Origin of the sequence: Methylobacterium sp. P1-11 (genome assembly GCF_008329595.1) — a bacterium.
GTDB lineage: Bacteria > Pseudomonadota > Alphaproteobacteria > Rhizobiales > Beijerinckiaceae > Methylobacterium.
Window position 1 is genome coordinate 23,733 of sequence record NZ_NPKS01000027.1, and the last position, 24,755, is coordinate 48,487.

25 protein-coding genes are annotated in these 24,755 nt (G+C 71.6%); 18 read left to right on the forward strand and 7 right to left on the reverse strand.

Annotated features, from left to right (window positions below; all coding sequences use genetic code 11):
• From cyoC to scpA, 4 genes are all read left to right on the forward strand, one after another.
• A complete protein-coding gene (gene cyoC / locus CIW48_RS23665; RefSeq protein ID WP_149312938.1) occupies positions 1 to 633 on the forward strand; it encodes a cytochrome o ubiquinol oxidase subunit III in 633 nt (210 codons plus the stop codon).
• A complete protein-coding gene (cyoD, locus tag CIW48_RS23670; protein ID WP_149312939.1) occupies positions 630 to 1,034 on the forward strand; it encodes a cytochrome o ubiquinol oxidase subunit IV in 405 nt (134 codons plus the stop codon). The genes cyoC and cyoD overlap by 4 nt, the downstream gene beginning before the upstream one ends.
• 74 nt (positions 1,035 to 1,108) lie before the next feature.
• Positions 1,109 to 1,834, forward strand: a complete 726-nt coding sequence (locus tag CIW48_RS23675; protein WP_246695397.1) for an SURF1 family protein — start codon at positions 1,109 to 1,111, stop codon at positions 1,832 to 1,834.
• A gap of 107 nt (positions 1,835 to 1,941) precedes the next feature.
• Positions 1,942 to 4,107 (forward strand): methylmalonyl-CoA mutase, encoded by a 2,166-nt coding sequence (gene scpA, locus CIW48_RS23680; protein WP_149312941.1) that lies wholly within the window; start codon positions 1,942 to 1,944, stop codon positions 4,105 to 4,107.
• A 210-nt stretch (positions 4,108 to 4,317) separates the two neighbouring features.
• Here scpA and CIW48_RS23685 read toward each other — a convergent pair whose 3' ends face one another.
• Entirely contained in the window at positions 4,318 to 5,430 is a 1,113-nt protein-coding gene (locus CIW48_RS23685; RefSeq protein WP_149312942.1) for an alpha/beta fold hydrolase, read from the reverse strand.
• A gap of 217 nt (positions 5,431 to 5,647) precedes the next feature.
• Between CIW48_RS23685 and CIW48_RS23690 the strand changes: the two genes are divergently transcribed.
• Positions 5,648 to 7,282 carry an alpha-D-glucose phosphate-specific phosphoglucomutase gene (locus tag CIW48_RS23690; protein WP_149312943.1) on the forward strand — a complete coding sequence of 545 codons (1,635 nt, stop codon included), beginning with the start codon at positions 5,648 to 5,650 and terminating at the stop codon, positions 7,280 to 7,282.
• A 155-nt stretch (positions 7,283 to 7,437) separates the two neighbouring features.
• On the opposite strand, the gene CIW48_RS23695 is transcribed toward CIW48_RS23690, so the two are convergent.
• Complete coding sequence (locus CIW48_RS23695) at positions 7,438 to 7,944, reverse strand: GNAT family N-acetyltransferase (RefSeq protein ID WP_149312944.1); 507 nt, start codon at positions 7,942 to 7,944, stop codon at positions 7,438 to 7,440.
• 192 nt (positions 7,945 to 8,136) lie between these two features.
• Between CIW48_RS23695 and rpsD the strand changes: the two genes are divergently transcribed.
• Positions 8,137 to 8,754, forward strand: coding sequence for a 30S ribosomal protein S4 (gene rpsD, locus CIW48_RS23700; RefSeq protein WP_007558459.1), 618 nt, complete (start codon positions 8,137 to 8,139; stop codon positions 8,752 to 8,754).
• Positions 8,755 to 8,865: 111 nt separating this feature from the next.
• Here the strand turns inward: rpsD and CIW48_RS23705 are convergent, their stop codons facing one another.
• Complete coding sequence (locus CIW48_RS23705) at positions 8,866 to 9,171, reverse strand: hypothetical protein (protein WP_149312945.1); 306 nt, start codon at positions 9,169 to 9,171, stop codon at positions 8,866 to 8,868.
• Positions 9,172 to 9,273: 102 nt separating this feature from the next.
• Here CIW48_RS23705 and CIW48_RS23710 point away from each other — a divergent pair, with 102 nt between their 5' ends.
• The 5 genes from CIW48_RS23710 (at position 9,274) to CIW48_RS23730 (ending at position 13,055) form a co-directional block, all read left to right on the forward strand.
• Positions 9,274 to 9,615 (forward strand): DUF2293 domain-containing protein, encoded by a 342-nt coding sequence (locus tag CIW48_RS23710; protein ID WP_149312946.1) that lies wholly within the window; start codon positions 9,274 to 9,276, stop codon positions 9,613 to 9,615.
• Between the two features lie 97 nt (positions 9,616 to 9,712).
• Positions 9,713 to 9,922, forward strand: a complete 210-nt coding sequence (locus CIW48_RS23715) for a molybdopterin-binding protein (protein WP_091776215.1) — start codon at positions 9,713 to 9,715, stop codon at positions 9,920 to 9,922.
• Between the two features lie 219 nt (positions 9,923 to 10,141).
• Positions 10,142 to 11,206: a tRNA (adenosine(37)-N6)-threonylcarbamoyltransferase complex transferase subunit TsaD gene (gene tsaD / locus CIW48_RS23720; RefSeq protein WP_149312947.1), complete on the forward strand. Its 1,065-nt coding sequence runs from the start codon at positions 10,142 to 10,144 to the stop codon at positions 11,204 to 11,206.
• Positions 11,203 to 12,060 carry a GNAT family N-acetyltransferase gene (locus CIW48_RS23725; protein ID WP_149312948.1) on the forward strand — a complete coding sequence of 286 codons (858 nt, stop codon included), beginning with the start codon at positions 11,203 to 11,205 and terminating at the stop codon, positions 12,058 to 12,060. The genes tsaD and CIW48_RS23725 overlap by 4 nt, the downstream gene beginning before the upstream one ends.
• On the forward strand, positions 12,057 to 13,055 hold the full coding sequence (locus CIW48_RS23730; RefSeq protein ID WP_149312949.1) for an NAD(P)H-dependent glycerol-3-phosphate dehydrogenase: 999 nt from the start codon (positions 12,057 to 12,059) through the stop codon (positions 13,053 to 13,055). Before CIW48_RS23725 ends, CIW48_RS23730 begins: the two co-directional genes overlap by 4 nt.
• 27 nt (positions 13,056 to 13,082) lie before the next feature.
• Here CIW48_RS23730 and CIW48_RS23735 read toward each other — a convergent pair whose 3' ends face one another.
• Positions 13,083 to 15,449, reverse strand: a complete 2,367-nt coding sequence (locus CIW48_RS23735) for an EAL domain-containing protein (RefSeq protein WP_149312950.1) — start codon at positions 15,447 to 15,449, stop codon at positions 13,083 to 13,085.
• A 229-nt stretch (positions 15,450 to 15,678) separates the two neighbouring features.
• Here CIW48_RS23735 and CIW48_RS23740 point away from each other — a divergent pair, with 229 nt between their 5' ends.
• The gene (locus tag CIW48_RS23740) at positions 15,679 to 16,095 is read left to right on the forward strand and encodes an EVE domain-containing protein (protein ID WP_149312951.1); all 417 of its coding nucleotides are present in this window, start codon (positions 15,679 to 15,681) and stop codon (positions 16,093 to 16,095) included.
• Positions 16,096 to 16,118: 23 nt separating this feature from the next.
• On the opposite strand, the gene CIW48_RS23745 is transcribed toward CIW48_RS23740, so the two are convergent.
• Positions 16,119 to 17,654, reverse strand: a complete 1,536-nt coding sequence (locus tag CIW48_RS23745; RefSeq protein WP_149312952.1) for a HAMP domain-containing sensor histidine kinase — start codon at positions 17,652 to 17,654, stop codon at positions 16,119 to 16,121.
• Between the two features lie 284 nt (positions 17,655 to 17,938).
• Between CIW48_RS23745 and CIW48_RS23750 the strand changes: the two genes are divergently transcribed.
• The 5 genes from CIW48_RS23750 (at position 17,939) to CIW48_RS23770 (ending at position 22,607) form a co-directional block, all read left to right on the forward strand.
• Positions 17,939 to 18,394: a (2Fe-2S)-binding protein gene (locus tag CIW48_RS23750; protein ID WP_149312953.1), complete on the forward strand. Its 456-nt coding sequence runs from the start codon at positions 17,939 to 17,941 to the stop codon at positions 18,392 to 18,394.
• 61 nt (positions 18,395 to 18,455) lie between these two features.
• Positions 18,456 to 20,651, forward strand: coding sequence for a xanthine dehydrogenase family protein molybdopterin-binding subunit (locus CIW48_RS23755; protein WP_149312954.1), 2,196 nt, complete (start codon positions 18,456 to 18,458; stop codon positions 20,649 to 20,651).
• A gap of 137 nt (positions 20,652 to 20,788) precedes the next feature.
• Positions 20,789 to 21,406, forward strand: a complete 618-nt coding sequence (locus CIW48_RS23760) for a uracil-DNA glycosylase family protein (RefSeq protein WP_149312994.1) — start codon at positions 20,789 to 20,791, stop codon at positions 21,404 to 21,406.
• Between the two features lie 69 nt (positions 21,407 to 21,475).
• Complete coding sequence (gene pyrF, locus CIW48_RS23765) at positions 21,476 to 22,168, forward strand: orotidine-5'-phosphate decarboxylase (protein ID WP_149312955.1); 693 nt, start codon at positions 21,476 to 21,478, stop codon at positions 22,166 to 22,168.
• Positions 22,169 to 22,262: 94 nt separating this feature from the next.
• The gene (locus tag CIW48_RS23770) at positions 22,263 to 22,607 is read left to right on the forward strand and encodes a DUF1330 domain-containing protein (protein WP_149312956.1); all 345 of its coding nucleotides are present in this window, start codon (positions 22,263 to 22,265) and stop codon (positions 22,605 to 22,607) included.
• A gap of 195 nt (positions 22,608 to 22,802) precedes the next feature.
• Here CIW48_RS23770 and CIW48_RS23775 read toward each other — a convergent pair whose 3' ends face one another.
• Entirely contained in the window at positions 22,803 to 23,432 is a 630-nt protein-coding gene (locus CIW48_RS23775; RefSeq protein ID WP_149312957.1) for a TetR/AcrR family transcriptional regulator, read from the reverse strand.
• A 152-nt stretch (positions 23,433 to 23,584) separates the two neighbouring features.
• Here CIW48_RS23775 and CIW48_RS23780 point away from each other — a divergent pair, with 152 nt between their 5' ends.
• Positions 23,585 to 24,355, forward strand: coding sequence for a glucose 1-dehydrogenase (locus CIW48_RS23780; protein WP_149312958.1), 771 nt, complete (start codon positions 23,585 to 23,587; stop codon positions 24,353 to 24,355).
• Between the two features lie 85 nt (positions 24,356 to 24,440).
• Here CIW48_RS23780 and CIW48_RS23785 read toward each other — a convergent pair whose 3' ends face one another.
• Entirely contained in the window at positions 24,441 to 24,638 is a 198-nt protein-coding gene (locus CIW48_RS23785; RefSeq protein ID WP_012318739.1) for a hypothetical protein, read from the reverse strand.
• Positions 24,639 to 24,755: the final 117 nt, after the last annotated feature.

Here is a 24,755-nt window from a genome sequence, read left to right on the forward strand (position 1 = left end):
ATGATGCACGCGGAGACTGCACCCCCCGGCGCCGCGGCGCCGGTCTTCTACCAGACCGACGAGGAGGGCCATCATTCCGAGGGCTCGACCATGCTCGGGTTCTGGCTCTACCTGATGAGCGACTGCCTCATCTTCGCGACCCTGTTCGCGACCTACGGGGTGCTCGGGCGCAGCTACGCGGCCGGCCCCACCCCGAAGGAGCTGTTCGACTTGCCGGGCATCGCGGTGAACACCGCCATGCTGCTATTCTCGTCCATCACCTACGGCTTCGCCATGCTGGAGATGGACCGGGACCGGGTGAAGCAGACGCAGATCTGGCTGGCGGTGACCGGCCTGTTCGGCGCGGCCTTCGTGGCGCTGGAGATCCGGGAGTTCGTCCACCTGTTCCACGAGGGCGCGCCGCCCTGGCGCAGCGCGTTCCTGTCGTCGTTCTACACCCTGGTGTCGACCCACGGTCTGCACGTCTCGATGGGCATCCTGTGGCTCGTCGTGCTGATGGTGCAGGTCGGCAAGCGCGGCCTGATCGTCGAGAACAAGCGCCGGCTGATGTGCCTGTCGATGTTCTGGCACTTCCTCGACCTGATCTGGATCGGCGTCTTCACCGTCGTCTACCTGATGGGAGTGCTCGAATGAGCGCCGACGCACACCGCCTCACCGGCCACGGCCAGGACACGCACGACGCCCACGCCCACAGCGAGGGCGGCCACGGCAGCTTCCAGAGCTACATGACGGGCTTCGTCCTGTCGGTGATCCTGACGGTGATCCCGTTCTGGCTGGTGATGGGCAACGTCCTCGACAACAGCCTCGTCACCTCTCTGGTCATCCTGGCGCTCGGCGGCGTCCAGATGGTCGTGCACGTCATCTACTTCCTGCACATGAGCACGAAGTCGGAGGGCGGCTGGACCTTCATGGCGCTGATCTTCACCATCACGCTGGTGGTGATCATGCTCGCCGGCTCAGTGTGGGTCATGTACCACCTCAACCACAACATGATGCCGATGGATGCCCACGACGTCATGAACAACGCCCGCTGAGCGCGCGTTCGGAGACGGAACCCGCGGGGTCGGGAGGGGGGGCTGATCCGGGCCCGGCCCCCTCCCCGGCCCCGATGTCGTTGCTGCGGCGCGCCGTGTTCGGCGTCGGCGCGGGCCTCGTGTTCGTCGTCCTGCTCGGACTCGGCACGTGGCAGGTGGAGCGGCGGGCCTGGAAGCTCGACCTGATCGACCGGGTCGATTCCCGGGTCCACGCCGCGCCGGTGCCGGCGCCGGGCCCCGCCGACTGGCCGCGCGTCGGCCCCGACGACGCCTACCGGCACGTCCGGCTCTCCGGCACCTTCCTGAACGATCGCGAGACCCTGGTTCAGGCCGTCACCGAGCTGGGCGGCGGCTTCTGGGTGCTGACGCCCCTGCGGCGGCCGGACGGAACCCTCGTGCTAATCAATCGCGGCTTCGTGCCCGGCGACCGCCGGGATCCGGCGACCCGCGAGGCCGGGCAGGTGGCGGGCGCGACGAATGTGACCGGCCTCCTGCGGCTGACCGAACCCAAGGGCGCGTTCCTGCGCGCCAACGATCCGAAGGACAACCGCTGGTATTCCCGCGACGTGGCGGCCATCGCGGCGGCCCGGGGCCTCACCGACGTCGCCCCCTACTTCGTGGACGCGGATGCGACGCCCAATCCCGGCGGCCTGCCGGTGGGCGGCCTCACGGTGATCGCCTTCCCCAACAACCACCTCGTCTACGCGATCACCTGGTACGGGATGGCGCTGATGCTGGCCGGCGCCGGACTCTACCTCCTGTGGCGCGGCCCGAGGGACCGGGCCGCCGAGGCGCGCTGAGGCACCGGCGCTGCGCGGCCTTCCGCGGAAGCTTGACCGATAGGGGAGTAGCCCGCTCCGAGCGGGTCCCTATAATGGCGTGACAAACGCCACAACGAGTCAACGCCATGACCTCCCGCATCCCGAACTTCGCCGGAATCCCGCTCGCCGGCGACTCACTCGCGATCGCGGCCCCGGCGCTCGGCGAGCCCTGGATGACGCCGGAGGGCATCCCGGTGAAGGGCCGCTACGGGCCGGAGGACCGGGAGGGCATCGAGTTCCTCGACACTTATCCGGGGATCGCGCCGTTCCTGCGCGGCCCCTACCCGACCATGTACGTCACCCAGCCCTGGACGATCCGGCAATATGCCGGCTTCTCCACGGCCGAGGATTCGAACGCCTTCTATCGCCGCAACCTCGCGGCCGGGCAGAAGGGCCTGTCGGTGGCCTTCGACCTCGCCACGCACCGCGGCTACGATTCCGACCATCCCCGCGTCTCGGGCGATGTCGGCATGGCGGGCGTGGCGATCGACTCGATCTACGACATGCGGACGCTCTTCTCGGGCATCCCGCTGGACGAGATGACCGTCTCGATGACGATGAACGGCGCGGTCCTGCCGATCCTCGCCCTCTACATCGTCGCCGCCGAGGAGCAGGGCGTGCCGCCGCAGAAGCTCGCCGGCACGATCCAGAACGACATCCTCAAGGAGTTCATGGTCCGCAACACCTACATCTATCCCCCCAAGGGATCGATGCGGATCATCTCCGACATCTTCGCCTACACGTCGAAGAACATGCCGAAGTTCAACTCGATCTCGATCTCCGGCTACCACATGCAGGAGGCAGGCGCCACGAACGACCTCGAGCTCGCCTACACGCTCGCCGACGGCGTCGAGTACATCAAGGCGGGGCTGGCGGCCGGGCTGACCATCGACCAGTTCGCCCCGCGCCTGTCGTTCTTCTGGGCGATCTCGACCAACTTCTTCATGGAGGTCGCCAAGATGCGGGCCGCGCGCCTGATCTGGGCGAAGCTGGTCAAGAGTTTCGATCCGAAGTCGGAGAAGTCGCTGGCGCTGCGCACCCACTCGCAGACGTCGGGCTGGTCGCTCACCGCCCAGGACGTGTTCAACAACGTCACCCGCACCAACATCGAGGCGATGGCGGCGACGCAGGGGGGCACGCAGTCGCTCCACACCAACGCGCTGGACGAGGCGCTGGCGCTGCCCACCGACTTCTCGGCGCGGATCGCCCGCAACACGCAGCTGTTCCTGCAGCAGGAGAGCGGCACCACCCGGATCGTCGATCCCTGGGGCGGCTCCTACTACGTCGAGAAGCTCACCGCCGACATGGTGGCGCGCGCCTGGGAGCATATCCGCGAGGTCGACGGGCTCGGCGGCATGGCCAAGGCGATCGAGGCCGGCATCCCGAAGCTGCGGATCGAGGAGGCCGCCGCCCGCGCCCAGGCGCGGATCGATTCCGGGCGCCAGACCATCGTGGGCGTGAACAAGTTCAAGGCCGACGACGAGATGGCGATCGAGCTGCTGCGGGTCGACAACGGCAACGTCCGCCGGCTCCAGATAGACAAGCTCAAGCGCCTGCGCGCCGAGCGCGACGAGGCCGCCGTGACGGCCCGGCTCGACGCCCTCACGAAGGCCGCCGACGGCGCCGGCAACCTGCTGGAACTCGCCGTCGAGGCGGCCCGCGCCAAGGCGACGGTGGGCGAGATTTCCGAGGCCCTGGAGAAGGCCTGGGGCCGGCACCGCGCCGAGATCCGCTCGATCTCCGGCGTCTACAAGCGCGAGGTGGGGGGCATGTCGCCTGTGGTCGAGGAAGTCCGGGCGCTGGTCGAGGCGTTCGAGGAGAACGACGGCCGCCGGCCGCGCATCCTGGTCGCCAAGATGGGCCAGGACGGGCACGACCGCGGCCAGAAGGTGATCGCCTCGGCCTTCGCCGATCTCGGCTTCGACGTGGATATCGGGCCGCTCTTCGCCACCCCGGCGGAGGCTGCCCGGCAGGCGGTGGAGAACGACGTCCACATCGTCGGCGTCTCGTCCCTGGCGGCCGGCCACCTGACCCTGGTGCCGGAGCTGAAGGCGGCGCTCACCGAGCAGGGCCGCGACGACGTGATGATCGCCATCGGCGGCGTCATCCCGCCGGGCGACTACGCGGCGCTGACGGCGGCCGGCGCGGCGGCGATCTTCCCGCCCGGCACGGTGATCGCCGAGGCGGCGGCCAAGCTGATCCGCGCACTGAACGAGCGGCTGGGCTACGCGGCCCGGCAGGCGGCGGAATAGGGCTCGGCCGCCGGGGCGGCCGGGCTGGCCGCCCCGCCCCGAGCCCACCTGTTCGTGCCGTCATCCTGAGGTGCCGGAGCGGAGGCCTCGAAGGAGGCCTCCAGCCAGCCGGCCGCGCGATCCCTGGAGCCCGCCTGCGAGGCCCGCTGGCGCGGGCACCTCAGGATGAGGCAACGGTATGGGAAGGGCCGGCCCCCCGGGCACGGCCGCTCAGTTCAGCGCCTGCGGGTCGGCCTCCGTGAGGAAGGCCCCGACCTCGTGGAGGAACTGCATGCGGTTCTTCTCCATCATCACCGTGTGGGTGCCCTCGCCCAGCTCGACGAAGCGCTTGTAGGGCGCGTGCGTGAGCTTGGTGAAATACTCCTGCGCCTGGTAGCTCGGCAGATCCGCGTCCCACTCGGCGTGGATGATCAGCACCGGCACGCGGATCTCGCCCGGGTCGTAGAGGGGCTTGCCCGCCGCCCAGTAGGCGTCCTTGTCGGCGACCGTGCCGTTCGGTGCGCGCAGGACCGGTGGCGATCGCTTGGCTCCTGCTGTGTCGGTGGCGAAGGTCGCGTCGGCCCATTGGTCGAACCAGCCTGCCGGGATCAGGTCGGCCTTCTTGTCCTCGGGCACCCCGGTCAGCCAGCGCGCCCGGGCGCTGTCGCGGCTGACGGTGCGGTAGGCCCCCACCTTGCCGCCGCCGCCGATCAGGCCCGGCGTGCGCGCGAGCCATTGCGGCGCGTAGAGGACGAGGCGGTTGACCGCGTCGTTGTGGGTGCTGGTGTAGAGCCCCATGGTGGAGGTCCCCCAGGACCAGCCCATCAGGTCGATCTTCTCGACGTTGCGCCGCTTCCGGATGAAGTCGACCACCTGCCCCACCACCTTGGCGGCGTCGGGCGTGCGCATGAGCGGCGGGTTGTCGTCCGGCGGCGCGTCCATGGCGGCCGGGCGCCCGGACAGGCCGTAGCCCGGCAGGTCCACGCAGTAGACGTCGAAGCCGAGGCCCGCGAGGTAGTCCATGGCCGACATCCCGCCGAGCGGCAGGTCGAAGGCCGTGGAGGACGGGTAGGTCGAGCCGTGCACGTAGAGCAGGATCCGGTCGCCCGGGAACCGGTCGGTCCCGGCCGGGCGCTTGTTGCGCACGTAGATGTCGACGCCGGGCTCGCTCCAGGGCAGGCGGAACTCCTCTGTCGTCAGCCGGGCGGATGAGGCGGCGACGGCCGGTGCCGCTGCGGCCGCGACCGCCGCACCGGCGGCGAGCGCCCCGACCAGGTCGCGCCGGGCCAAGCCCCGGCCCTGCCGTGCCGCGTTCGGATCTGTCCGCATCGGTCTGTCCGCCATGATTTCCTCCGGGCCGCCTTGTCTGGCGGCTCGCGCGATACAACCGGCGGGTGTCGGCCGGCGCAACGCCTCGAGCCGACCGCCGGCGGACAGGCGGCGGATTCCGTCGCCCGATCCGGCGAAACCGCGTGAAAAAAGCCCGCCCCTGTCGCCGGGGCTGGTGACGCCGCGCCTCCGCACGGGCATGGAGGCGCAAGATTCCGGGAGACGCCCGCTCATGACGACTCCGACCACCGTCGCCACCACGCCCTTCCCCGACCAGAAGCCAGGCACCTCCGGCCTGCGCAAGAAGGTGCCGGTGTTCCGGCAGCCGAACTACGTCGAGAACTTCATCCAGGCGATCTTCGACACCCTGCCCGACAAGGACGGCGCGACCCTCGTGCTGGGCGGCGACGGCCGGTTCCTCAACCGCGAGGTGGTCCAGAAGACCCTGCGCCTCGCGGCCGGCAACGGCTTCGGCCGGGTCCTGGTCGGGCAAGGCGGCCTGCTCTCGACGCCCGCCGCCTCCTGCGTGATCCGGAAGGCCAGGGCGCTCGGCGGCATCGTCCTGTCGGCGAGCCACAATCCGGGCGGGCCGGAGGGCGATTTCGGCATCAAGTTCAATGCCGCCAACGGCGGCCCGGCGCCCGAATCCCTCACCGACGCCATCTTCGCGCGCGCCAAGGCGCTGACGGAATATCGCCTCGTCGAAGCCCCGGACCTCGACCTCGACACGCTCGGCGACACTCGCCTCGGCGCCATGACGGTCACGGTGATCGACCCGGTGGCCGACTATGCCGCGCTGATGCGCACGCTGATCGATTTCGACGCGGTGTCGCGCCTGTTCGCCTCCGGCTTCCGCATGCGCTTCGACGCCATGAGCGCGGTGACCGGACCTTACGCGACGGCGATCTTGGAAGGGATGCTGGGCGCGCCCGCCGGCACGGTGGTCAACGCGGTCCCGAAAGAGGATTTCGGCGGCCATCACCCGGACCCGAACCCGGTCCATTGCCACGACCTGTTCGACCTGATGCAGGGGCCGGACGCGCCGGATTTCGGCGCCGCCTCGGACGGCGACGGCGACCGCAACATGATCGTGGCCCCGGGCCTGTTCGTGACGCCGAGCGACAGCCTCGCGCTGCTCGCCGCCCATGCCCACCGGGCGCCAGGCTACGCGGGCGGCCTGTCGGGCGTTGCCCGCTCCATGCCCACGAGCCGCGCCGCCGACCGGGTCGCGGCCGCCCTCGGCATCAAGGCCTACGAGACGCCCACCGGCTGGAAGTTCTTCGGCAACCTGCTGGATGCTGGCCTCATCACCCTGTGCGGCGAGGAGAGCGCCGGCACCGGCTCGAACCACGTCCGCGAGAAGGACGGGCTCTGGGCGGTGCTGCTCTGGCTCAACATCCTGGCCGCCACCGGCGAGCGCGCCGACGCGCTGGTGCGGGCGCATTGGCGGACCTACGGCCGCGACTACTACGCCCGGCACGACTATGAGGAAGTGGATTCGGACGGCGCCAACGGCCTGATGGACGCGCTGCGCGAGAAGCTCGCCGGGCTGCCGGGGACGCGGATCGGCGATCTCACGGTGTCGACCGCCGACGAGTTCGCCTACCGTGACCCGGTGGACGGCTCGCTGACCGAGCGCCAGGGCATCCGGATCGGCTTCGCCGAGGATGCGCGGGCGGTGTTCCGCCTCTCGGGAACTGGCACCGCCGGGGCGACGCTGCGGGTCTACCTGGAGCGCTACGAGAACGCGCCGGACCGCCTCGATCTGTCGGTGGCCGAGGTGCTGGGGCCGGTGGCGGCGGCGGCCCGCGCGATCGCCGAGATCGAGCCCCGCACCGGCCGGGCCGAGCCGAGCGTAGTGACCTGAGGGGAGCCGGGAGACCGGGCTTTCACCGTGGGCCGGGGGGAACACGCCGGCTTTGCGAGCGCAGCGAAGCAATCCAGCGGCGCCACGCTCTGCGGCGGCGCGCCACCCTGGGTCGCTTCGCTGCGCTCGCGATGACTGGGGGCCGGGTCGATGAGTCAGGCCTGCCGGCGCTCAGCCATGTCGGCCGCGAGATCCTTCACCATGTGCACGGTGATGTCGTCGTCCCGCGTCCGGCCCGGGCCGGCATAGGGCTCCTCCCGCTCCACCCTGTAGCCGAGCGCGCCGTAGAGGCGCAGGTTCGCGACGTACTTCTTGTTGGTGTAGAGGCGCAGCCGCGCGAGCCCGGCTTCCGCCGCGATGGCGTCCGCCCGCTGCATCAGCCTGACGCCGAAGCCCCGGCCCTGGAAAGCCGGGTCCACCGCCACGTTCACGACCAGCAGGTGGTCGGCCTCCGCCTTGGTCTCGATCAGCCCGGCGAGCTCCGGGCCGGCCAGCAGCAGGTCGAAGCGGTTCTCCAGCACCGCCTGCGCGTAATCCGCCCGCATCGGGATCGGCAGGCGGCCGATCACCGGGATCCACTTGGTGTAGGCAGCCTCGACCAGCGCCCGGATCACCTCCACGTCCGCGGGCGCACCGCGCCGGACCGCGACTGACTCGTCCATCTGACCTCTCACGGTTGACCGCGGCGGCCCCGTCCCCTAAAGACCCGCCCGTCGATGGGGCTCCGCACGGGGCCCCGTCGCGTTTTCACGCGCACCCGTGGGCGGGATCCTCCCGCCCTGTCGTCCCGGACCTGACGTCCGGGAAAAGGAGGGCGCGTTCCTCATTCTCGGTCTCGAGAGGACGCGAAAGATATGTCGAAGCGGATTCAGGCGAAGCACAAGCTCGACCGCCGCATGGGCCAGAACATCTGGGGCCGCCCGAAGAGCCCCGTCAACCGCCGCGAGTACGGCCCCGGCCAGCACGGCCAGCGCCGCAAGGGCAAGATGAGCGATTTCGGCACGCAGCTGCGCGCCAAGCAGAAGCTCAAGGGCTACTACGGCAACATCACCGAGAAGCAGTTCCGCCGCTACTACGCCGAGGCGATCCGCCTGCGCGGCGATTCCGGCGAGAACCTCGTCGGCCTGCTCGAGCGCCGCCTCGACGCCGTGGTCTACCGGGCGAAGTTCGTCGCGACCCCGTTCGCCGCGCGCCAGTTCGTCAACCACGGGCACGTCAAGGTCAACGGCGTCCGCGTCAACATCCCGAGCTACCAGGTGAAGGCCGGTGACCTGATCGAGGTCAAGGAATCGTCCCGCCAGCTCGAGATCGTCATCGTGGCGACCCAGCTCCCCGAGCGTGACGTGCCGGACTACATCGAGGCCGACCACGCCAAGATGACCGCCCGCGTCACCCGCATCCCCAGCCTGTCCGAGGTTCCTTACCCGGTGCAGATGGAGCCGAACCTCGTCATCGAGTTCTACTCCCGCTGATCCTGTCGCCCCGGCGACCGATGGAGGGGCTGCCCATGCGGGCGGCCCCTTCGCGTTTCCGGAGCCTCAAGCCGAGCGGGCACTCCGGCCTCCGGCATGACGTGCCGGGCCTCAGCAGCCGTGGCAGATCGAGCCCATCGTGTGGCGCATCTTGCTGTCCCAGGCCTTCGAGCGGGCCTCGGCGGCCTTTTGAGCCTTGATCATCTCGGCCTGGTTCACGGGCTGCGGCATTCCGGTGGCTGCGGCGGCGCCCGGCGGCTTGGTCTGGCCCGTGGGGGGCACCCGGCGGCCGCCCACGATGGGGCCGGTCGGGCCGGCGGCGGGGCCGGGACCCGCACCCGGAGCCGGGCCCTGGGCCAGCGCCGGCGCGGCCCCGAGCAGGAGACCGAGAAGCAGCGCGGGACGAAGACTTGCCATGGACCTGATCTCCCCGGCGGAGGATCCTGTGCCGGCCCCGCCTTATCGAGCGTCGATCCTATCCGATCGCGCGGTTAAAAGCATGCCGTCGCCAGGCCCCCGATGAGTGCCGGACCACCGCCTTCGAACCGCCGGGATGCCGTCGCCGCCGCGCTGGCCCGGCTCGCCACGCGCCTGCCGGATTTCGAGGCGGAGGCCATTCTCGACCGGGCTCTGGCGAGCCCGGGCCTGCGCCGGGCCGCCCCGGAGACCGCGGCACGTCTCGCCCTCGTCACGTATGCGCGCCACGTCTTCACCGATTACGACGACCTTCTGGCCGACGGATACGACCGGGACAGCGCCCGGCACTTCGTCCTCGACGACCTCAACGCCGCGCTGGCCGCCTGGGGCGCCGCGCCGATCCCCGAGGACGAGGCCGGCGAGCCCGACGCCGATCCGCGCTGAGGTGGTCGCGCGGGGCCCCGCCATGCTGTAGGAGACCCGCCCGAGGCCGCCCGAGGCGGCCTGTTCCGGTGCGGCTTATGAAGCTGGGCAGCAGACCATGAAGATCAGCGCGCGCAACGTTCTCAAGGGCACGGTCCTTTCGGTGGGGAAGGGGGCGACCACCTCCCACGTCAAGATCGAGATCAGCCCCGGCCAGGTGGTCACCGCCTCGATCACCAACGAGGCCGTCGAATCCCTCAAGCTCGTCGCCGGCGGTCCCGCCTATGCGGTGATCAAGGCCTCCGACGTGATGGTGGCGGTCGACTGAGGGCGACCGGGGTCGCGCACCTGCCGGGCGGGGCGGGCCGGCGATGGCCATTCCAGCCGCGCCCTCGACCCGAGGTGCGGATCGGAGAGACGGCCGAGCGCTGCGTCGTTTTCCGAAGGCCCGAGGCCGTCGTTCGGGCCGCTGCGCTCGACGAGGCTCCGCCTTCGCGCCGTGACCGCCGGCGGATAGGATGCGGTTCGGATCGGAGGAGTTCCACCCGTGCAGAAGACCGTGCTCGGCATTGAGACCACCTGCGACGAGACCGCCGCCGCGGTGGTGTCGGTCGACGAGGAGGGCGTCGGCCAGATCCGCGCCAACGAGGTGCTGAGCCAGATCGCCGAGCACGCGGCCTATGGCGGCGTCGTGCCGGAGATCGCCGCCCGCGCCCACGTCGAGGTGCTCGACCGGCTGATCGCCCGCGCCCTCGACCGGGCCGGAACCGGCTTCCAGGATCTCGACGGCATCGCGGTTGCGGCCGGCCCGGGGCTGATCGGCGGCGTGCTGGTCGGACTCGTCACCGCCAAGACCCTGGCGCTCGTGACCCGCAAACCCCTGCTCGCCGTCAACCATCTGGAGGCCCACGCCCTCACGGCCCGGCTCACCGACGGCATCGCCTTCCCCTACCTGCTGCTGCTGGTCTCGGGCGGCCACACCCAGCTCATCGCCGTGCGCGGCGTCGGCGATTATGTGCGCCTCGGCTCCACCGTGGACGACGCCATCGGCGAGGCCTTCGACAAGGCCGCCAAGCTCCTCGGACTCGGCTATCCCGGCGGCCCCGCGGTCGAGCGCATGGCCGAGGCCGGCGATCCCGAGCGCTTCGCCCTGCCCCGGCCGATGCTCGGCCGCCGCGAGGCCGATTTCTCTCTCTCGGGCCTCAAGACCGCCCTGCGGATCGAGGCCGAGCGGATCGCCCCGCTGGCCGAGCGCGACGTCGCCGATCTCTGCGCGAGCTTCCAGGCCGCGGTGGTCGACGTGGTGGTGGACCGCGCCCGGGTCGCCCTGCGGGCCTTCTCGGACGTGGCCGGACGGCCCACCGCCCTGGTCGCGGCGGGGGGCGTGGCGGCCAACGGCGCCATCCGGCGGGCGCTGGCCTCCCTGGCCGGCGAGGCGGGCCTGAGCTTCGTGGCGCCGCCCCTGCCGCTCTGCGGCGACAATGGCGCGATGATCGCCTGGGCCGGGCTGGAGCGCCTGCGTCTCGGGCTGGTGGACGACCTCACCGCCCCGGCGCGGCCCCGGTGGCCGCTGGCGGCCGCTCCGGCCCGGCCGGCGGTCCCGGCCGGATGAGCGCGGCGGAGCGGCGCGCGCACTGGCGGGACTTGGTGGAGCGCCGGCTGCCCGAGGCCGCCCGTCCGGGCTGGCCGGTGCGGCTCGACCATTGCTTCGCCCGCATCCTCCTGGACCAGGCCTGCGGCGGGCCGTGGCGCGACCATGTCCGCCCGCCCGCCTACGCCACCATGCCCCCCGAGCAACTGGAGCTGGCGATCACGCTCGGCGAGGCCGTGCTCGCCGGCGAGGCCGATCTCGCGCTCCTGAACCGGCGCTCGCTGGCGTGGCGCGGCAAGATCCCGCCCGCGCCGGTGCCCGACGCCCTCCGGGACGGCGACCTGATCCTGCGCCGCTGGCGCCCGGATGACACGGCGCCCTTCGCGGCGCTCAACGCCGACCCGAGGGTGATGGCCCACTTCCCCCGGCCCCGGACCGAAGCGGAGAGCGCCGCCGAGGCCGGCCTTTTCGACCGGCGCTTCGTGGCGGACGGGTTCGGCCCCTGGGCCCTGGAGCACGCTGGCCGCTTCATCGGCTTCGCGGGCGCGATGCGGATCCTGCGCCCCCTGCCCTTCCCGGGCGGCGACCGGCCCGGAACGACGGTCGAGCTGGCTTGGCGCCTGGCGCGGGGATCCTGGGACCGGGGCTTCGCCACGCGCGCCGGGCGGCTGGCGCTGGCCGATCTCGCCGGGCGCTGCGGCATCCGCGCCGTCGTGGCCTTCACGGCGGCCGGCAATGCCCGGTCCCGGGCCGTGATGGAGCGCCTCGGCATGGCGCCGTCCGGAACGTTTCCGCATCCGGCCGTGCCGGAGGGGCCGCTGCGCGCGCACGTGCTCTACCGACTGGACTGCGCGGACAGGGAGGACGCGGCATGAGCGCGCAGAGCCCGATCAACGTCGTCGGCGGTGGCGCCTGGGGAACGGCGCTGGCCAACGCCGCCGCCGGGGCCGGCCACCCCGTCACCCTCTGGCTGCGCGACAAGGAGGCCGCCGCCGCCCTCCAGGCGGACCGCGAGAACCCGCGCTACCTGCCCGGCGTGCCGCTCCATCCGGGCATCGCGGCGACGGCCGATCCGCAACAGCTCGCCGGCGCCCGGGCGACCCTGCTGGTCGTGCCGGCCCAGACCGTGCGCGGCGTGCTGGCGAATCTGCACGGCCCCCTGGCCACGGCCGGTCCGGTGATCGTCTGCGCCAAGGGGATCGAGCGCGGCAGCGACAGCTTCATGAGCGCGGTCGCGGCGGAGGCCTTGCCGCCGGGCACGCCCGTGGCGGTCCTGTCGGGCCCGAGCTTCGCGGCCGACGTCGCCCGGGGCCTGCCCACCGCCGTGACCCTGGCGGCGGCCGATCCCGGTCTCGCCGCGTCGTTGAGCGGGTTGCTGTCCGGTCCGAGCTTTCGGCTCTATCACACCGACGACGTGCGCGGCGTCGAGATCGGCGGTGCCGGCAAGAACGTCCTGGCCATTGCGTGCGGGATCGTGGCCGGGCGCGGGCTCGGCGAGAGCGCCCGGGCGGCGCTGATCGCCCGCGCCTTCGCCGAGCTGATGCGCTTCGCCCGCACCTTCGGGGGACGACCCGAGACGCTGATGGGCCTCTCCGGCCTCGGCGACCTCGTGCTGACCGCCTCCTCGCCGCAATCGCGCAACTTCGCCTTCGGCCAGCGCCTCGGCGCCGGGGCGAGCCCGGCCGAGGCCGCGGGCGGCAAGCTCGCCGAGGGGGCGTTCACCGCCACGGCGCTGGCGGGCCTCGCCGCCGCCAAGGGCGTCGAGATGCCGGTGGCGGAGGCCGTCGCCGCCATCGTGGCGGGCAAGGCCAGCGTCGACGACGTGATCGCGGGGCTGCTGGCCCGACCGCTGCGCGGGGAGTCCGACTAGGTCGCGCGGCCCGGGCCGGAAACCGCCTCACGCCACCGAGGCCGCCCGCTCAGGCTGGGCGCCGTGGGTGTGGGCGGAAAAGCGCCCGATCGGCGCGGGGCGGCCCAGCAGGTAGCCCTGGGCGGAGGTGCAGTTCTCCGCCGCCAGGAAGGCCAGCTCATCGGCCGTCTCCACGCCCTCCGCCACCACGGCGAGCCCGAGGCCGCGCCCCAGCCCCAGGACGGAGCGCACGATCGCGGCCCCCTGCGGGTTGTTGTGGACCGCCCTGATGAACGAGCCGTCGATCTTGATTCGGTCGAACGGGAAGGAGCGCAGGTTCGACAGCGAGGAATAGCCGGTGCCGAAATCGTCCATGGCGATCCGCACGCCCAGGGCCTTGAGCTGGCGCAGGGTGAGGAGCGCCCGGGCCGGATCCCGGATCAGCGCCGTCTCGGTGATCTCGATCTCGAGGCGCTCGGCCTTCAGGCCGGATTCGAACAGGGTCCCGTGGACGAACTGCACGAAATGCGGGTTGTGGAGCTGCACCGCGGAGACGTTGACGGCGATCGCCAGCGGGTTCGACCAGCGAACCGCCGCCCGGCAGGCCTCCCGCAGGACCCAGGCGCCGATCTCCAGGATGGCCCCGGTCTCCTCCGCGATCGGCACGAACAGGGCCGGGGAGATGCTGCCGCGGTCGGGGTGGCGCCAGCGCAGCAGCGCCTCGAAGCCCGTCACCGCGCCGGTCCCGATCTGGGTCTGCGGCTGGTAGACGAGTTCCAGCTCGCTCCGCGCCACCGCGTGGCGCAGGTCGCGCTCCAGCTGCCGCCGGTCGCGGATCTGCGCGCCCATGCTGGCGTCGTAGCGCCGGCAGATGCCGCGCCCCTCGTTCTTGGCCCGGTACAGGGCAGCGTCCGCGTGGCTCAGGAGCGCGTGCTGGTCCGCGGCGTCGTCGGGATAGACCGCGATGCCGATGCTGGTGGCGATCACCGGGCCGGAGGCGGCCGGAACCGCGGCCAGGGTGGCCAGGATCCGCTCGGCCAGCCGCTCGGCGGATCCGTCCACCTGCGGCGTCAGGATCGCGAATTCGTCGCCGCCGAGCCGGGCCATCAGCTGCTTGGGGTCGAGGAGGCCGCCGACCCGGAGCGCGAGGTCGCGCAGCATCGCGTCGCCGGCCGCGTGCCCGAACAGGTCGTTGACCTCCTTGAAGCGGTCGAGGTCGAGGCACAGCACGGCAAGCCGGCTGCCCTGGGCGTCTGCGGCGCGGATCTCCCGCTCGAGCCGCGCATGGAAGCTCGTGCGGTTGGCCAGTCCCGTGAGCGCATCGTGGTGGGCGAGGTAATGGATCTCGCTCTCAGCCCGGCGACGGGCGCGCAGGTCACGCACCGCCACGGCGTGGTGCGGCAGGCGCCCGTACTCGGCTACGGGGCGCATGATCACCTCCACCGGGATGGGGCCGCCCTCCGCCGGTACGAGTTCCGCCTCGAGCGGCTGGTCGACCGTTCCGGCCCCGGCGGCGACGCCGGGCAGGTACGCGGCCAGCTTCGTGCCCACGAGGTCGGACGTCCCGGTGCCGGCGAGCCGGGCGAAGGCCTCGTTGGCGCTGACGATCTCGCCACCGCGGCAGACGACGAGGCCCTCCACCGCCGCATTGGCGAGGCTGCGCAGCCGCTCGCGCTCGAACTCGGCGCGCCTGCGCTCCCGCAGATCGAGCGCCAGCGCTGCCCCGGCGAGCAGCAGGATCAGGACACTCGCCGCCGCCACCGAAGCCGCCATCCACGCGGTGCTGATGGCGCTCGGGTGGATCGCCACAATGGGATCGGGCCGGATGGTCACGGCGGCCATCCCGGTGAAGTGATGGCCGCAGATCGCCAGGATCAGCAGCGCGCCGCCGCCGAAGCGGCCCCGCACCGTGGTGGCCGACAGCCCCACCGCCAGGGCGGCGGCGCCGAATGCCGCCCCGAGGCCGACCGAGATCACGACCGGGAGCGGATTCCACACGAGGTGCCCCGGCACCTGATAGGCGGCCATGCCGGTATAGTGCATCGCCGCGATGCCGCCGCCCACCACCGCACCGCCGAGCGCCGCCTGGACCGCCCGGCCGGTCGTGGCCAGGGCGAAGCCGAGCCCGGTGATCGCCACGGCATCGGCGTAGGAGAGGATGGTCAGCCCGACGCCGTAGCCCGACGGCAGCCCCGGCTCGAAGGCGAGCATCGCCAGGAAATGCGTCGCCCAGATCCCCGATCCGCCGGCGGCGGCGGCCACCGCGAGCCAGGTGTAGCGGCTGCGGTCGCCCGCCCTTTCGGCATGGATGAGCAGTTCCATCGCCGTCGCGCTTGCCAGCGCACAGACAAGCGCCGCCAGGGCTACAAGCCAAAAGTTATGTTCTCCGGCGAAGCAGCCGACCAGGGACAGCATGTATGCAACCGGAGATAATTACTGGGCGTTCCTCTCCGAGGTGTGGCATTCAGAATTTAATATTCAGCCAACATCATTCCTCGATAAACCAGATGTTACTGATTTTTTAACGGTGACTCAGGGCTTGCCCGGATGCGGGTGGGCCGCAGCGTCGACCTGTCCCGCGGGGGCGAAGCTGGGCTATGGCGGGGCCTGCCGCCCGGCCGGGCGGTCCTCGGGGATCTCAGCGATGGCGTACTGGCTGTTCAAATCCGAGCCCGCGACCTGGTCGTGGGCGCAGCAGGTCGCGGCCGGAGACGCCGGCACGTACTGGAACGGCGTGCGCAACCACCTCGCCAAGAAGCAGCTGATGGCGATGCAGGTCGGCGAGCAGGGCTTCTTCTACCACTCGAACGAGGGCAAGGCGGTGGTCGGCATCGTCGCGGTGATCCGCCCCTACTATCCCGACCACACCGACGAGACCGGCCGCTTCGGCATGGTCGACGTGAAGGCCGTGCAGGCGCTGCCGCGCCCGGTAACGCTCGAGGCGATCAAGGCCGACCCGGCGCTCGCCGACATGGTTCTGGTCAACAATTCCCGCCTGTCGGTTCAGCCGGTGACCGAGGCCGAATGGGCCAGGATCCGTGCGCTCGGCGGTCTCGCCTGAGCGCGGCCGCCCGGACGGGCGGCTCACGCCGCGCGGTTGAGGGGGCTGCGCAGGGGGCCCACGAATTCCGGCTCGACCTCTACGGGCGGCAGCGTGTCCATGACCCGGGCGGCCGGCAGCGTCACCACCACCTCGGTACCCTCGCGGGGCTTGGAGGAGAGCTGGAACTGCCCGCCATGCAGCTCCACCAGGCCCTTCACGATCGGCAGGCCGAGGCCTGAGCCCTGTTCGGCGGTCTTGATCGCGAGCGAGCCGCGCCCGAACGAGGACAGGACCGTGCCGAGTTCGTCCTCGGGGATGCCCGGGCCGCTGTCCTTCACCGACACGTATTGTCCGCCCGAAGCGGTCCAGCCGACCTTCAGCCAGATCTCGCCGCCCGGCGGCGTGAACTTCACCGCGTTCGACAGGAGGTTCAGCACGATCTGGCGGAGTGCCCGCTCGTCCGCCCAGAGCCGCGGCAGCGAGCCGTCGACGAGGTCGTGGAAGGTCTGGTTCTTCGCCTTGGCCCGCAGGCCCATCATGTGGCGGCACTCCTCCACCACGTGGGCGAGCTGAACCGGCTCCTCGTTGAGCTCGTAGCGCCCCGCCTCGATCCGCGACAGGTCGAGGATCTCGTTGATCAGGTTGAGGAGGTGCATCCCGCTGTCGTGGATGTCGTGCGAGTACTCGCGGTAGGACGGCGCCGTGTGGGTGCCGAACACCTCGTTCTTCATCACCTCCGAGAAACCCAGGATGGCGTTGAGCGGCGTGCGCAGCTCGTGGCTCATCGTGGCGAGAAAGCGCGACTTGGCGAGGTTGGCCTCCTCGGCCCGGCGGCGGGCCTCGTCCGAATTGGCCTTGGCCTGCTCCAGTTCGCCGAACACCGCGTCCTTCTCGGCGCGGGAGCGCAGGGCGCCCACCGTCGAGGTGTAGAGGCGGCGGGACAGGCCGAGGAAGAAGATCTGCGCGCCGCCGGCCATCACCACCAGCATCAGCAGGTCCATCCCGCGGGAGAAGGCGGCCAGCGACGCGGTGGCGAGGGCCAACGGCACCAGGGCGGCGATGGCGGCCAGCGGCACCGTCGCGGCCAGCATGGTGGTGACGGCGGAGGCGATGACGAGGCCGAACAGCGCGAAGGTCCAGCCTCCGGTGGTGCCGAGCCCGATCATCGCGGCCCACGACAGGCTCTGCAGCACCTCGCCGATCAGGAAGCGGCGGCGCCAGCGGGCGAGCGGGATCGTGGCCGGGTCGGCGCGGAGGAAGCGCCGGCTCAACGTCGTGTTGAGGGTGATCATCAGGAAGACGCCGAGCGCCCAGGCCGCCGCAACCGGCGGCGCGATCCAGAAGGTCGCCGCCGCGGCCAGCGCCGCCGCGAACCCCGCCAGCGGGATCCCCGCGCCGGCCCGGTACTGGGCATAGTGGCGCAACAACTCGTAGTCGAAAGCCCGCTCCAGGCCGGTCTGCGAGGTCAGCTTCTCGCGGGCCGAGCGGATTTCCCGGGCGACCCCGAGGCGGCGCGCCGCCTCCTCCGTCGAGGGGCCGCGACCGCGCTGGACCATCTCGACGGTGAGATCGGACATGCGCGTCTTGAAACTCGGCTCGAATGCGCGGACGGGCGGCGGTGGCTGGGTAGCACTCCGTGAGGATGAGGCGGATGTGTTAAGAAGCGGCTGCCGATATCGCTTCAATCTTAAGCATCGGGGGCTGTATCGAGGCTGTTCCGACGCCGGATCGGCGTGCGGTGCCGCACATCGTGTTCGGGCCCGCGCTCGCTATTCTGGGTTGCGGGCTCGCTTGCCCGAGCGAAGCCGCACGTCGCGATCCGGGGTGCCCGGATGCACGCGTCGACAGAGGGTCGCCGACCATGCCGAATCTCACCGTCAACGGCGTCACGCACGCGATCGACGCCGATCCCGACATGCCTCTGCTCTGGGTGCTGCGCGACCGGCTCGACGCCACCGGCACCAAGTACGGCTGCGGCATCGCGCAATGCGGCGCCTGCACGGTCCATCTCGACGGCCAGCCGGTCCGCGCCTGCCAGACCCGGCTCGGCGATGTCGGCGCCGCCCAGGTGACGACGATCGAGGGCGTGTCGGGCCGGGTGGCCGAGGCCGTCCAGGCGGCGTGGCGCAAGCTCGACGTGGTCCAGTGCGGCTACTGCCAGTCCGGTCAGATCATGTCGGCGATCGGCCTGCTGTCCGGCAACGCCAAGCCCACCGACGCCGATATCGACGGCGCCATGGACGGCAATATCTGCCGCTGCGGCACCTACCAGCGCATCCGCGCGGCGGTTCACGAAGCCGCGCGCAGCCTCGCCTGATCCGTCCCGGCGCCCACCTTCCCTCGCCCTGCCCCGCGGTCCCGACCGGAGCCTCGCCGCCATGCTGAACGCCCGTCGACCGAATCCCCTCCCCGCCCGTCCCAGCCGCCGCGGCCTGCTCGCCGGCGCCGGCGCCCTCGTGGTCGCGTTCCGGCTCGACCCGAAATCCGCCCGCGCGGCGCCCGGCCCGAACCTCGCCGACGTGAAGGCGCAGCCCAACGCCTTCGTGCGGATCGGCGCGGACGACACCGTGACGGTGGTGATCAAGCACCTCGACATGGGCCAGGGGAACACGACGGGGCTCGCCACGATCCTGGCCGACGAGCTCGGCGCCGACTGGGCGAAGGTCCGCACCGAGTTCGCCCCCGCCGACGCGACGCTCTACAACAACACCCTGATGGGCCCGATCCAGGGCACCGGCGGCTCGACCGCGGTGGCCAATTCCTGGTTCCAGCTGCGCAAGGCGGGCGCGGCCGCCCGCGAGATGCTGATGGCCGAGGCCGCCTTCCGCTGGAAGGTGCCGGTCTCCGAGATCACGGTCGCCGACAATCTCGTGCGCCACGCCCCGTCCGGCCGGCAGGCCCGGTTCGGGGAGCTCGCGGCCTCGGCGGCCTCGCTGCCGGTGCCCTCCGAGCCGCGGCTCAAGGATCCGAGCGAGTGGCGGCTGATCGGCCAGACGATCCCGCGCCTCGATTCGGTCGCCAAGACCAACGGCACGGCGGTCTACTCCCTCGACATCCGCCGCCCGAACCAGGTCACGGCCCTCGTGGCCCGCGCGCCGCGCTTCGGCGCCACCGTGAAGGGCTTCGACGCCGCCGCCGCCCGCAAGGTCGCGGGCGTGCTCGACGTGGTGCAGGTGCCGACCGGCGTGGCGGTGATCGCCCGCGACACGTGGTCGGCCATGAAGGGCCGCGAGGCCCTCACCGTCGCCTGGGACGACAGCACCGCCGAGACCCGCTCGTCCGACGCGATCCTGGCCGAGTACCGGGAGCGGGCCAAGGGCCCCGGCCTCACCGCGTCCGAGCGCGGCGACCCGCAGGCGGCGCTGAAGGGCGCCGCCAAGGTCGTCGAGGCCGAGTTCACCTTCCCCTACCTCGCCCACGCCGCGATGGAGCCCCTGAACGCGACGATCGAGCGGGCGGCCGACGGCGGCTACGACGTCTATGCGGGCTTCCAGTTCCAGACCGTGGAGCAGGCGACCATGGCGGCGATCCTCGGGGTAACGCCCGACAGGGTCCGTCTGCACAGCAACTGGGCCGGCGGCTCCTTCGGCCGCCGGGCAACCCCCACCGCCGACTACCTCGCGGAGGCGGCCGCCGTCTTCAAGGCGTCCGGCGAGAAGGCCCCCCTGCACCTCGTCTGGACCCGCGAGGACGACATGGCCGGCGGCTATTATCGCCCGACCGTGCTGCACAAGGTCCGGGCCGGCATCGACGGCAAGGGCGCGGTGGTCGGCTGGGACCACGTGATGGTCGGCAAGTCGATCATGATCGGCTCGCCCTTCGAGGCGATGATCGTCAAGAACGGGATCGATTCCACCACCGTGGAGGGCGCCTCCGACACGCCCTACGCGCTGCCGGCCTATCGGTTCGGCGTCCATAACGGGCGCGAGGGCGTGCCGGTGCTGTGGTGGCGCTCGGTCGGCCACACCCACACGGCGCACGTGATGGAGGTGATGATCGACGAGCTGGCCCATGCCGCCAATGTCGACCCGGTGGCCTACCGGCTCTCCCTCCTGACCCAGGCGCCGCGGCTCGCCGGCGTCCTGAAGCTCGCCGCCGACAAGGCCGGCTGGAGCGCCAAGCCGCAGGATCCGGGTCGCGGCCTCGGCGTGGCGGTCCACGAATCCTTCGGCTCCTACGTCGCCATGGTGGCCGACGTCACCGCGCAGGCTTCCGCTGTCCGGGTGAACCGGATCGTGGCGGCGGTGGATGTCGGCGTGCCGGTCAACCCGGACGTGATCCGCGCGCAGGTCGAGGGCGCGGTGGGCTTCGCTCTGTCGGCGGTGCTCCGGAACCGCATCACCCTCAAGGACGGGCAGGTGCAGGAGCACAATTTCGACGCCTACGAGCCGACCCGGATGAGCGAGATGCCGAAGGTGGAGGTGCATATCGTGCCGAGCCAGGTGGCGCCCACCGGGATCGGCGAGCCGGGCGTGCCGGTGCTGGGCCCGGCGATTGCCAACGCGGTTTTCGCCGCCACCGGCCGGCGCCTGCGCTCGCTGCCCCTCGACCTGTCTGGCGTGAAGGGCGCGTGAGGAAACGCACGTTCCGGTCGCCCGCATCGGCGTAGGAAAGTGGGGCCTTCCCCCCAAGGCAAGAGACCCGACTGACGACGGCGCGGCGCGACACCGCGCCGTTTCTTTTTTTGGCGCCGATGCGCCATCTCCGGGCCATGCTGGCCTTCGACGATACCGCCGCGCGCCTGCGCGCCTGCCGCCTCTGCCGGGACACCCCGCTCTACGGCCCGCCCCTGCCCCAGGAGCCCCGGCCGATCGTGCAGGGCTCGGCCACGGCCCGCCTCTGCATCGCCAGCCAGGCGCCGGGAACGCGCGCGCACCGCACGGGCCAGCCCTTCACCGATCCCTCGGGCGTGCGGCTGCGGTCCTGGCTCGGCCTCGACGAAGCGCGGTTCTACGATGCCGCCCGGGTCGCCATCGTGCCGATGGGGTCGTGCTTTCCCGGGCTCGACGCCAAGGGCGGCGACCGGCCGCCCCGCCGGGAATGCGCCGAGCGCTGGCGGGCGGAGCTGTTCGCCGGCCTGCCCAACCTCGAACTGATCCTGGTGATCGGCCAGTACGCGCAAGGTTGGCATCTGGGAAAGATGGAGGGGGGCCTCACCGGCACGGTGCGGCGCTGGCGGGAGATCCTGTCCGAGCCGCGCCGCCCCCTTGTCCTGCCCCTGCCCCACCCGTCCTGGCGCAACAACGGCTGGCTCAAGCGCGAGCCCTGGTTCGAGGCGGAGCTGCTGCCGGTGCTGCGCGCCGAGGTGGCGCGGGTGATGGCGGGGTGAGGGGGCCGTGGCGGCATTGACCTCGCACTCGTTCCGCGGGATCGCTGCCGCGACTCCGAAGGACAGCCGATGACCGAGAGCACCGACCCCCGGGACCGCCTGATCGTGGCCCTCGACCTGCCGAGCGTGCAGGCGGCCGAGGCGCTGATCGACCGGATCGGCGACGCCGCGACCTTCTACAAGATCGGCTACCAGCTGGGTTACGCGGGCGGCCTCGCCCTGGCCGAGCGGCTGGCGGGCCGCGGCCTCAAGGTCTTCCTCGACCTGAAGCTCCACGACATCGGCAACACCGTCGAGGAGGGCGTGCGCTCGGCCTCGGGCTCCGGCGCCACATTCCTCACCGTCCATGCCTACCCGCAGACCATGCGGGCGGCGGTCCGCGGCCGGGCTGCGGGGCTCAGGATCCTCGCCGTGACGGTGCTGACCTCCTACGACGATGCCGACGCCGCGGAGGCCGGCTACGGCCTGCCGGTGGCGGAACTCGTCGCCAAGCGCGCCGCCCAGGCGGCCGAGATCGGCATCGACGGCCTCGTCTGCTCGGCCGCCGAGGCGGGTTCGGTCCGGCGCATCGTCGGTCCGGACCGGCTGATCGTCACCCCGGGCATCCGCCCGGCGGGCGCCGAGGCCGGTGACCAGAAGCGGGTCATGTCACCGGGCGATGCGCGCCGGGCCGGGATCGACCACGTGGTGGTCGGGCGCCCGATCACGGGCGCCGCCGACCCCCGCGCGGTGGCGCAGGCGATCGTGGCGGATCTCGCCTGATACCGCGCCTGATCCGGACCGGGATTGCCTTCGCGCGGATCGGATCCACTTGCGCACCGCAAGGCAAATCGCCCCGCAGGACAGGAGACGCAGCATGACGAAGGGCTACTGGATCGCACGGGTCGATGTCCGCGACGCGGAGGCCTACAAGGACTACGTGGCGGCCAACGGCGCCGCCTTCGCCAGGTTCGGCGGCCGCTTCCTCGTGCGCGGCGGCGCCCACGAGGCGGTGATGGGCCCGGCCCGCTCCCGCAACGTGGTGATCGAGTTCCCGAGCTACGCCGACGCCCTCGCCTGCTGGAAGTCCGATCTCTACCAGGACGCGAAGGCCAAGCAGCGCGGCGGCGTCGAGGCCGAGATCCTGGTCATCGAGGGCTATGACGGCCCGCAGCCCAGCGCCTCCGAGCCGGCGCCGGACGCGGGGCCGGCCTCCGAGTAGACCGCGTCGAAGGAGCACCGAGCTTGATCGGGACCCAGCTCCGTCGGGACCGGCGGCGTGGTTCTGGATTCCGGGCCGTGCTCCGCAGTCCCGGAATGACGAACGTGGCCGCTCCCCGGAGCGGGATTGGGGGCGCGGGTCGTCCGAGGCGACAGCGCTCCTGCCGTCGACGGCCCCGGACTGCTACCGGTTGCGCTACGACAGAGATCTCCGCGGGGCGAGGCTCCGCAGCAGGAACGCCGACATCGCCGCGACCGGTGGCACCGGCTGAAGGCTGGAACAGCCCACCAGCAGCGGGTGGGTGTAGCGGGCGATGGCGACGTGGATGCAGGCGGCCGCCTCGGCCGGATCGGCGGCCTCGAACTCGCCCCGCGCCACGCCGTCGCGGATGATCCGCTCGAACCCGGCGGTGATCCGGGCCACGTGATGGCGGCAGACGTCCCAGCTCTCCGCCATGGCCGCCTCGATCATCTCGTGCAGGCGGGGAAATGTCTCGCAGCGCCGGGTGCAGTCACGATGCAGGGTCTCGATCGCCGCGACGAGGCGCGCGGTGGCGTCGAGGCCCGGCCGGTCGGCAATGCCGACGATCACCGCTTCGCTCTCGCCGATCAGCCGCTCCAGCACCGCCTCGTTGATCGCCTTCTTCGACTCGAAGAAGCGGTACACGTTGGCCGGGCTCATCTTCAGAGTCCGGGCGATGTCGGCCACGGTCGTCTTCTGGTAGCCGATCTCCCGGAAATACGCATCCGCCGTCGCGAGGATGCGGCTTCGCGTGTCGGGCGCGCACTCCTCCGCGATCGAGGGGGTCGTATCTTCCAGGGACATGCGTCCTCACTAGGCCATGCGGCCGCGGCGCGTCAAAGACGCGAGCCCGGATCCGGTTTCCCTGCGGCCGGTGCGCGCGCCCGGAACCGGCTTCGGCGGCACCCATTGCCCCGGCATCCGGCCGCCATGGCGGTGCCAGCGAGAGATCCGCGATGCGCTTCACCGACACCCGTGTCCTGGTCACCGGCGCCGATTCCGGCATCGGACAGGCGACCGCGGAGCTGCTCGCCCGCGAAGGCGCCGACGTGGCGATCACCTATCACAGCGACGCGGACGGCATCCGCGAGACTGCCGCGCGGATCGAGGCCGCGGGGCGCCGGGCCGTGGCGCTCCAGCTCGATGTCGGCGATCCGGCGGCGGTGACGGCGGCCTTCGACCGCATCGGCAGCGAGTTCGGCACCCTCGACATCCTCGTGGCCAATGCCGGACAGGCCATGAGTGGCATGCCGGTCGCGGAGATGGACGACGCGGTGCTGGAGCGGATCCTGCGGGTGAACCTGATGGGTCCGCTCTTCTGCGCCCGCCCCTTCATCAAGATGCGCCGGGCGCAGGGCGGAAACGGCAAGATCGTGTTCGTCTCCTCGGTCGCCCAGCACCTTCCCACTCCGGAGAGCGCGCCCTACGGCATGTCGAAGGCGGGGCTCGGCTCCCTCTGCCGCTCCCTGTCGCGGGAACTCGCCGGGGACCGGATCAACGTCAACAATGTCGCACCGGGCCTGATCGAGACGCCGATGACCGCGGACCGGTTCGAAAAGCCGGAGGTTCTCGACCAATCCCTGGAGCGGATCCCATGGCATCGGGCGGGCCAGCCGGAGGAGATCGCCCGGGCGATCTGCTATCTGGCGTCGGACGATGCGGCCTATGTCACCGGCCATACCCTGGTGGTCGATGGCGGCCTGACGATGCAGTGGGGCGGTGCCTGAACGACGACAAGCGGCGCCGGGGTTGCGCCCGGCGCCGCTTCAAAGATTCAGCGATGGCGGGCCTGAGGGCACCGCCGTCGGGGCCTCAGGATCCGAACTGGGAGCCCAGCCGCTCGAGGTACTCGGCCAGATCGACGCCCCCGACGCGCTTGCCGTAATCGAAACGCATGCCCTGGCGAATGTCGACGCTTGCATCCCGCGTGGTCAGGGTGAAAGGGCGCACGCAGACCCAGGCCCCGTCGCGGCGGTGCTCGAAGTAGCCGAGGATCTCGTGCTTGGCCATAACCTTTCCTCCAGAACCGTGTTCAGGAACATAACGGTCAGGCAGGCCGCTGGTTCGCGCGGCGCGACTGTTTTTCGCGTGCGACGGCGCACGGATCGAGTGTTCGTGAACCGGGAG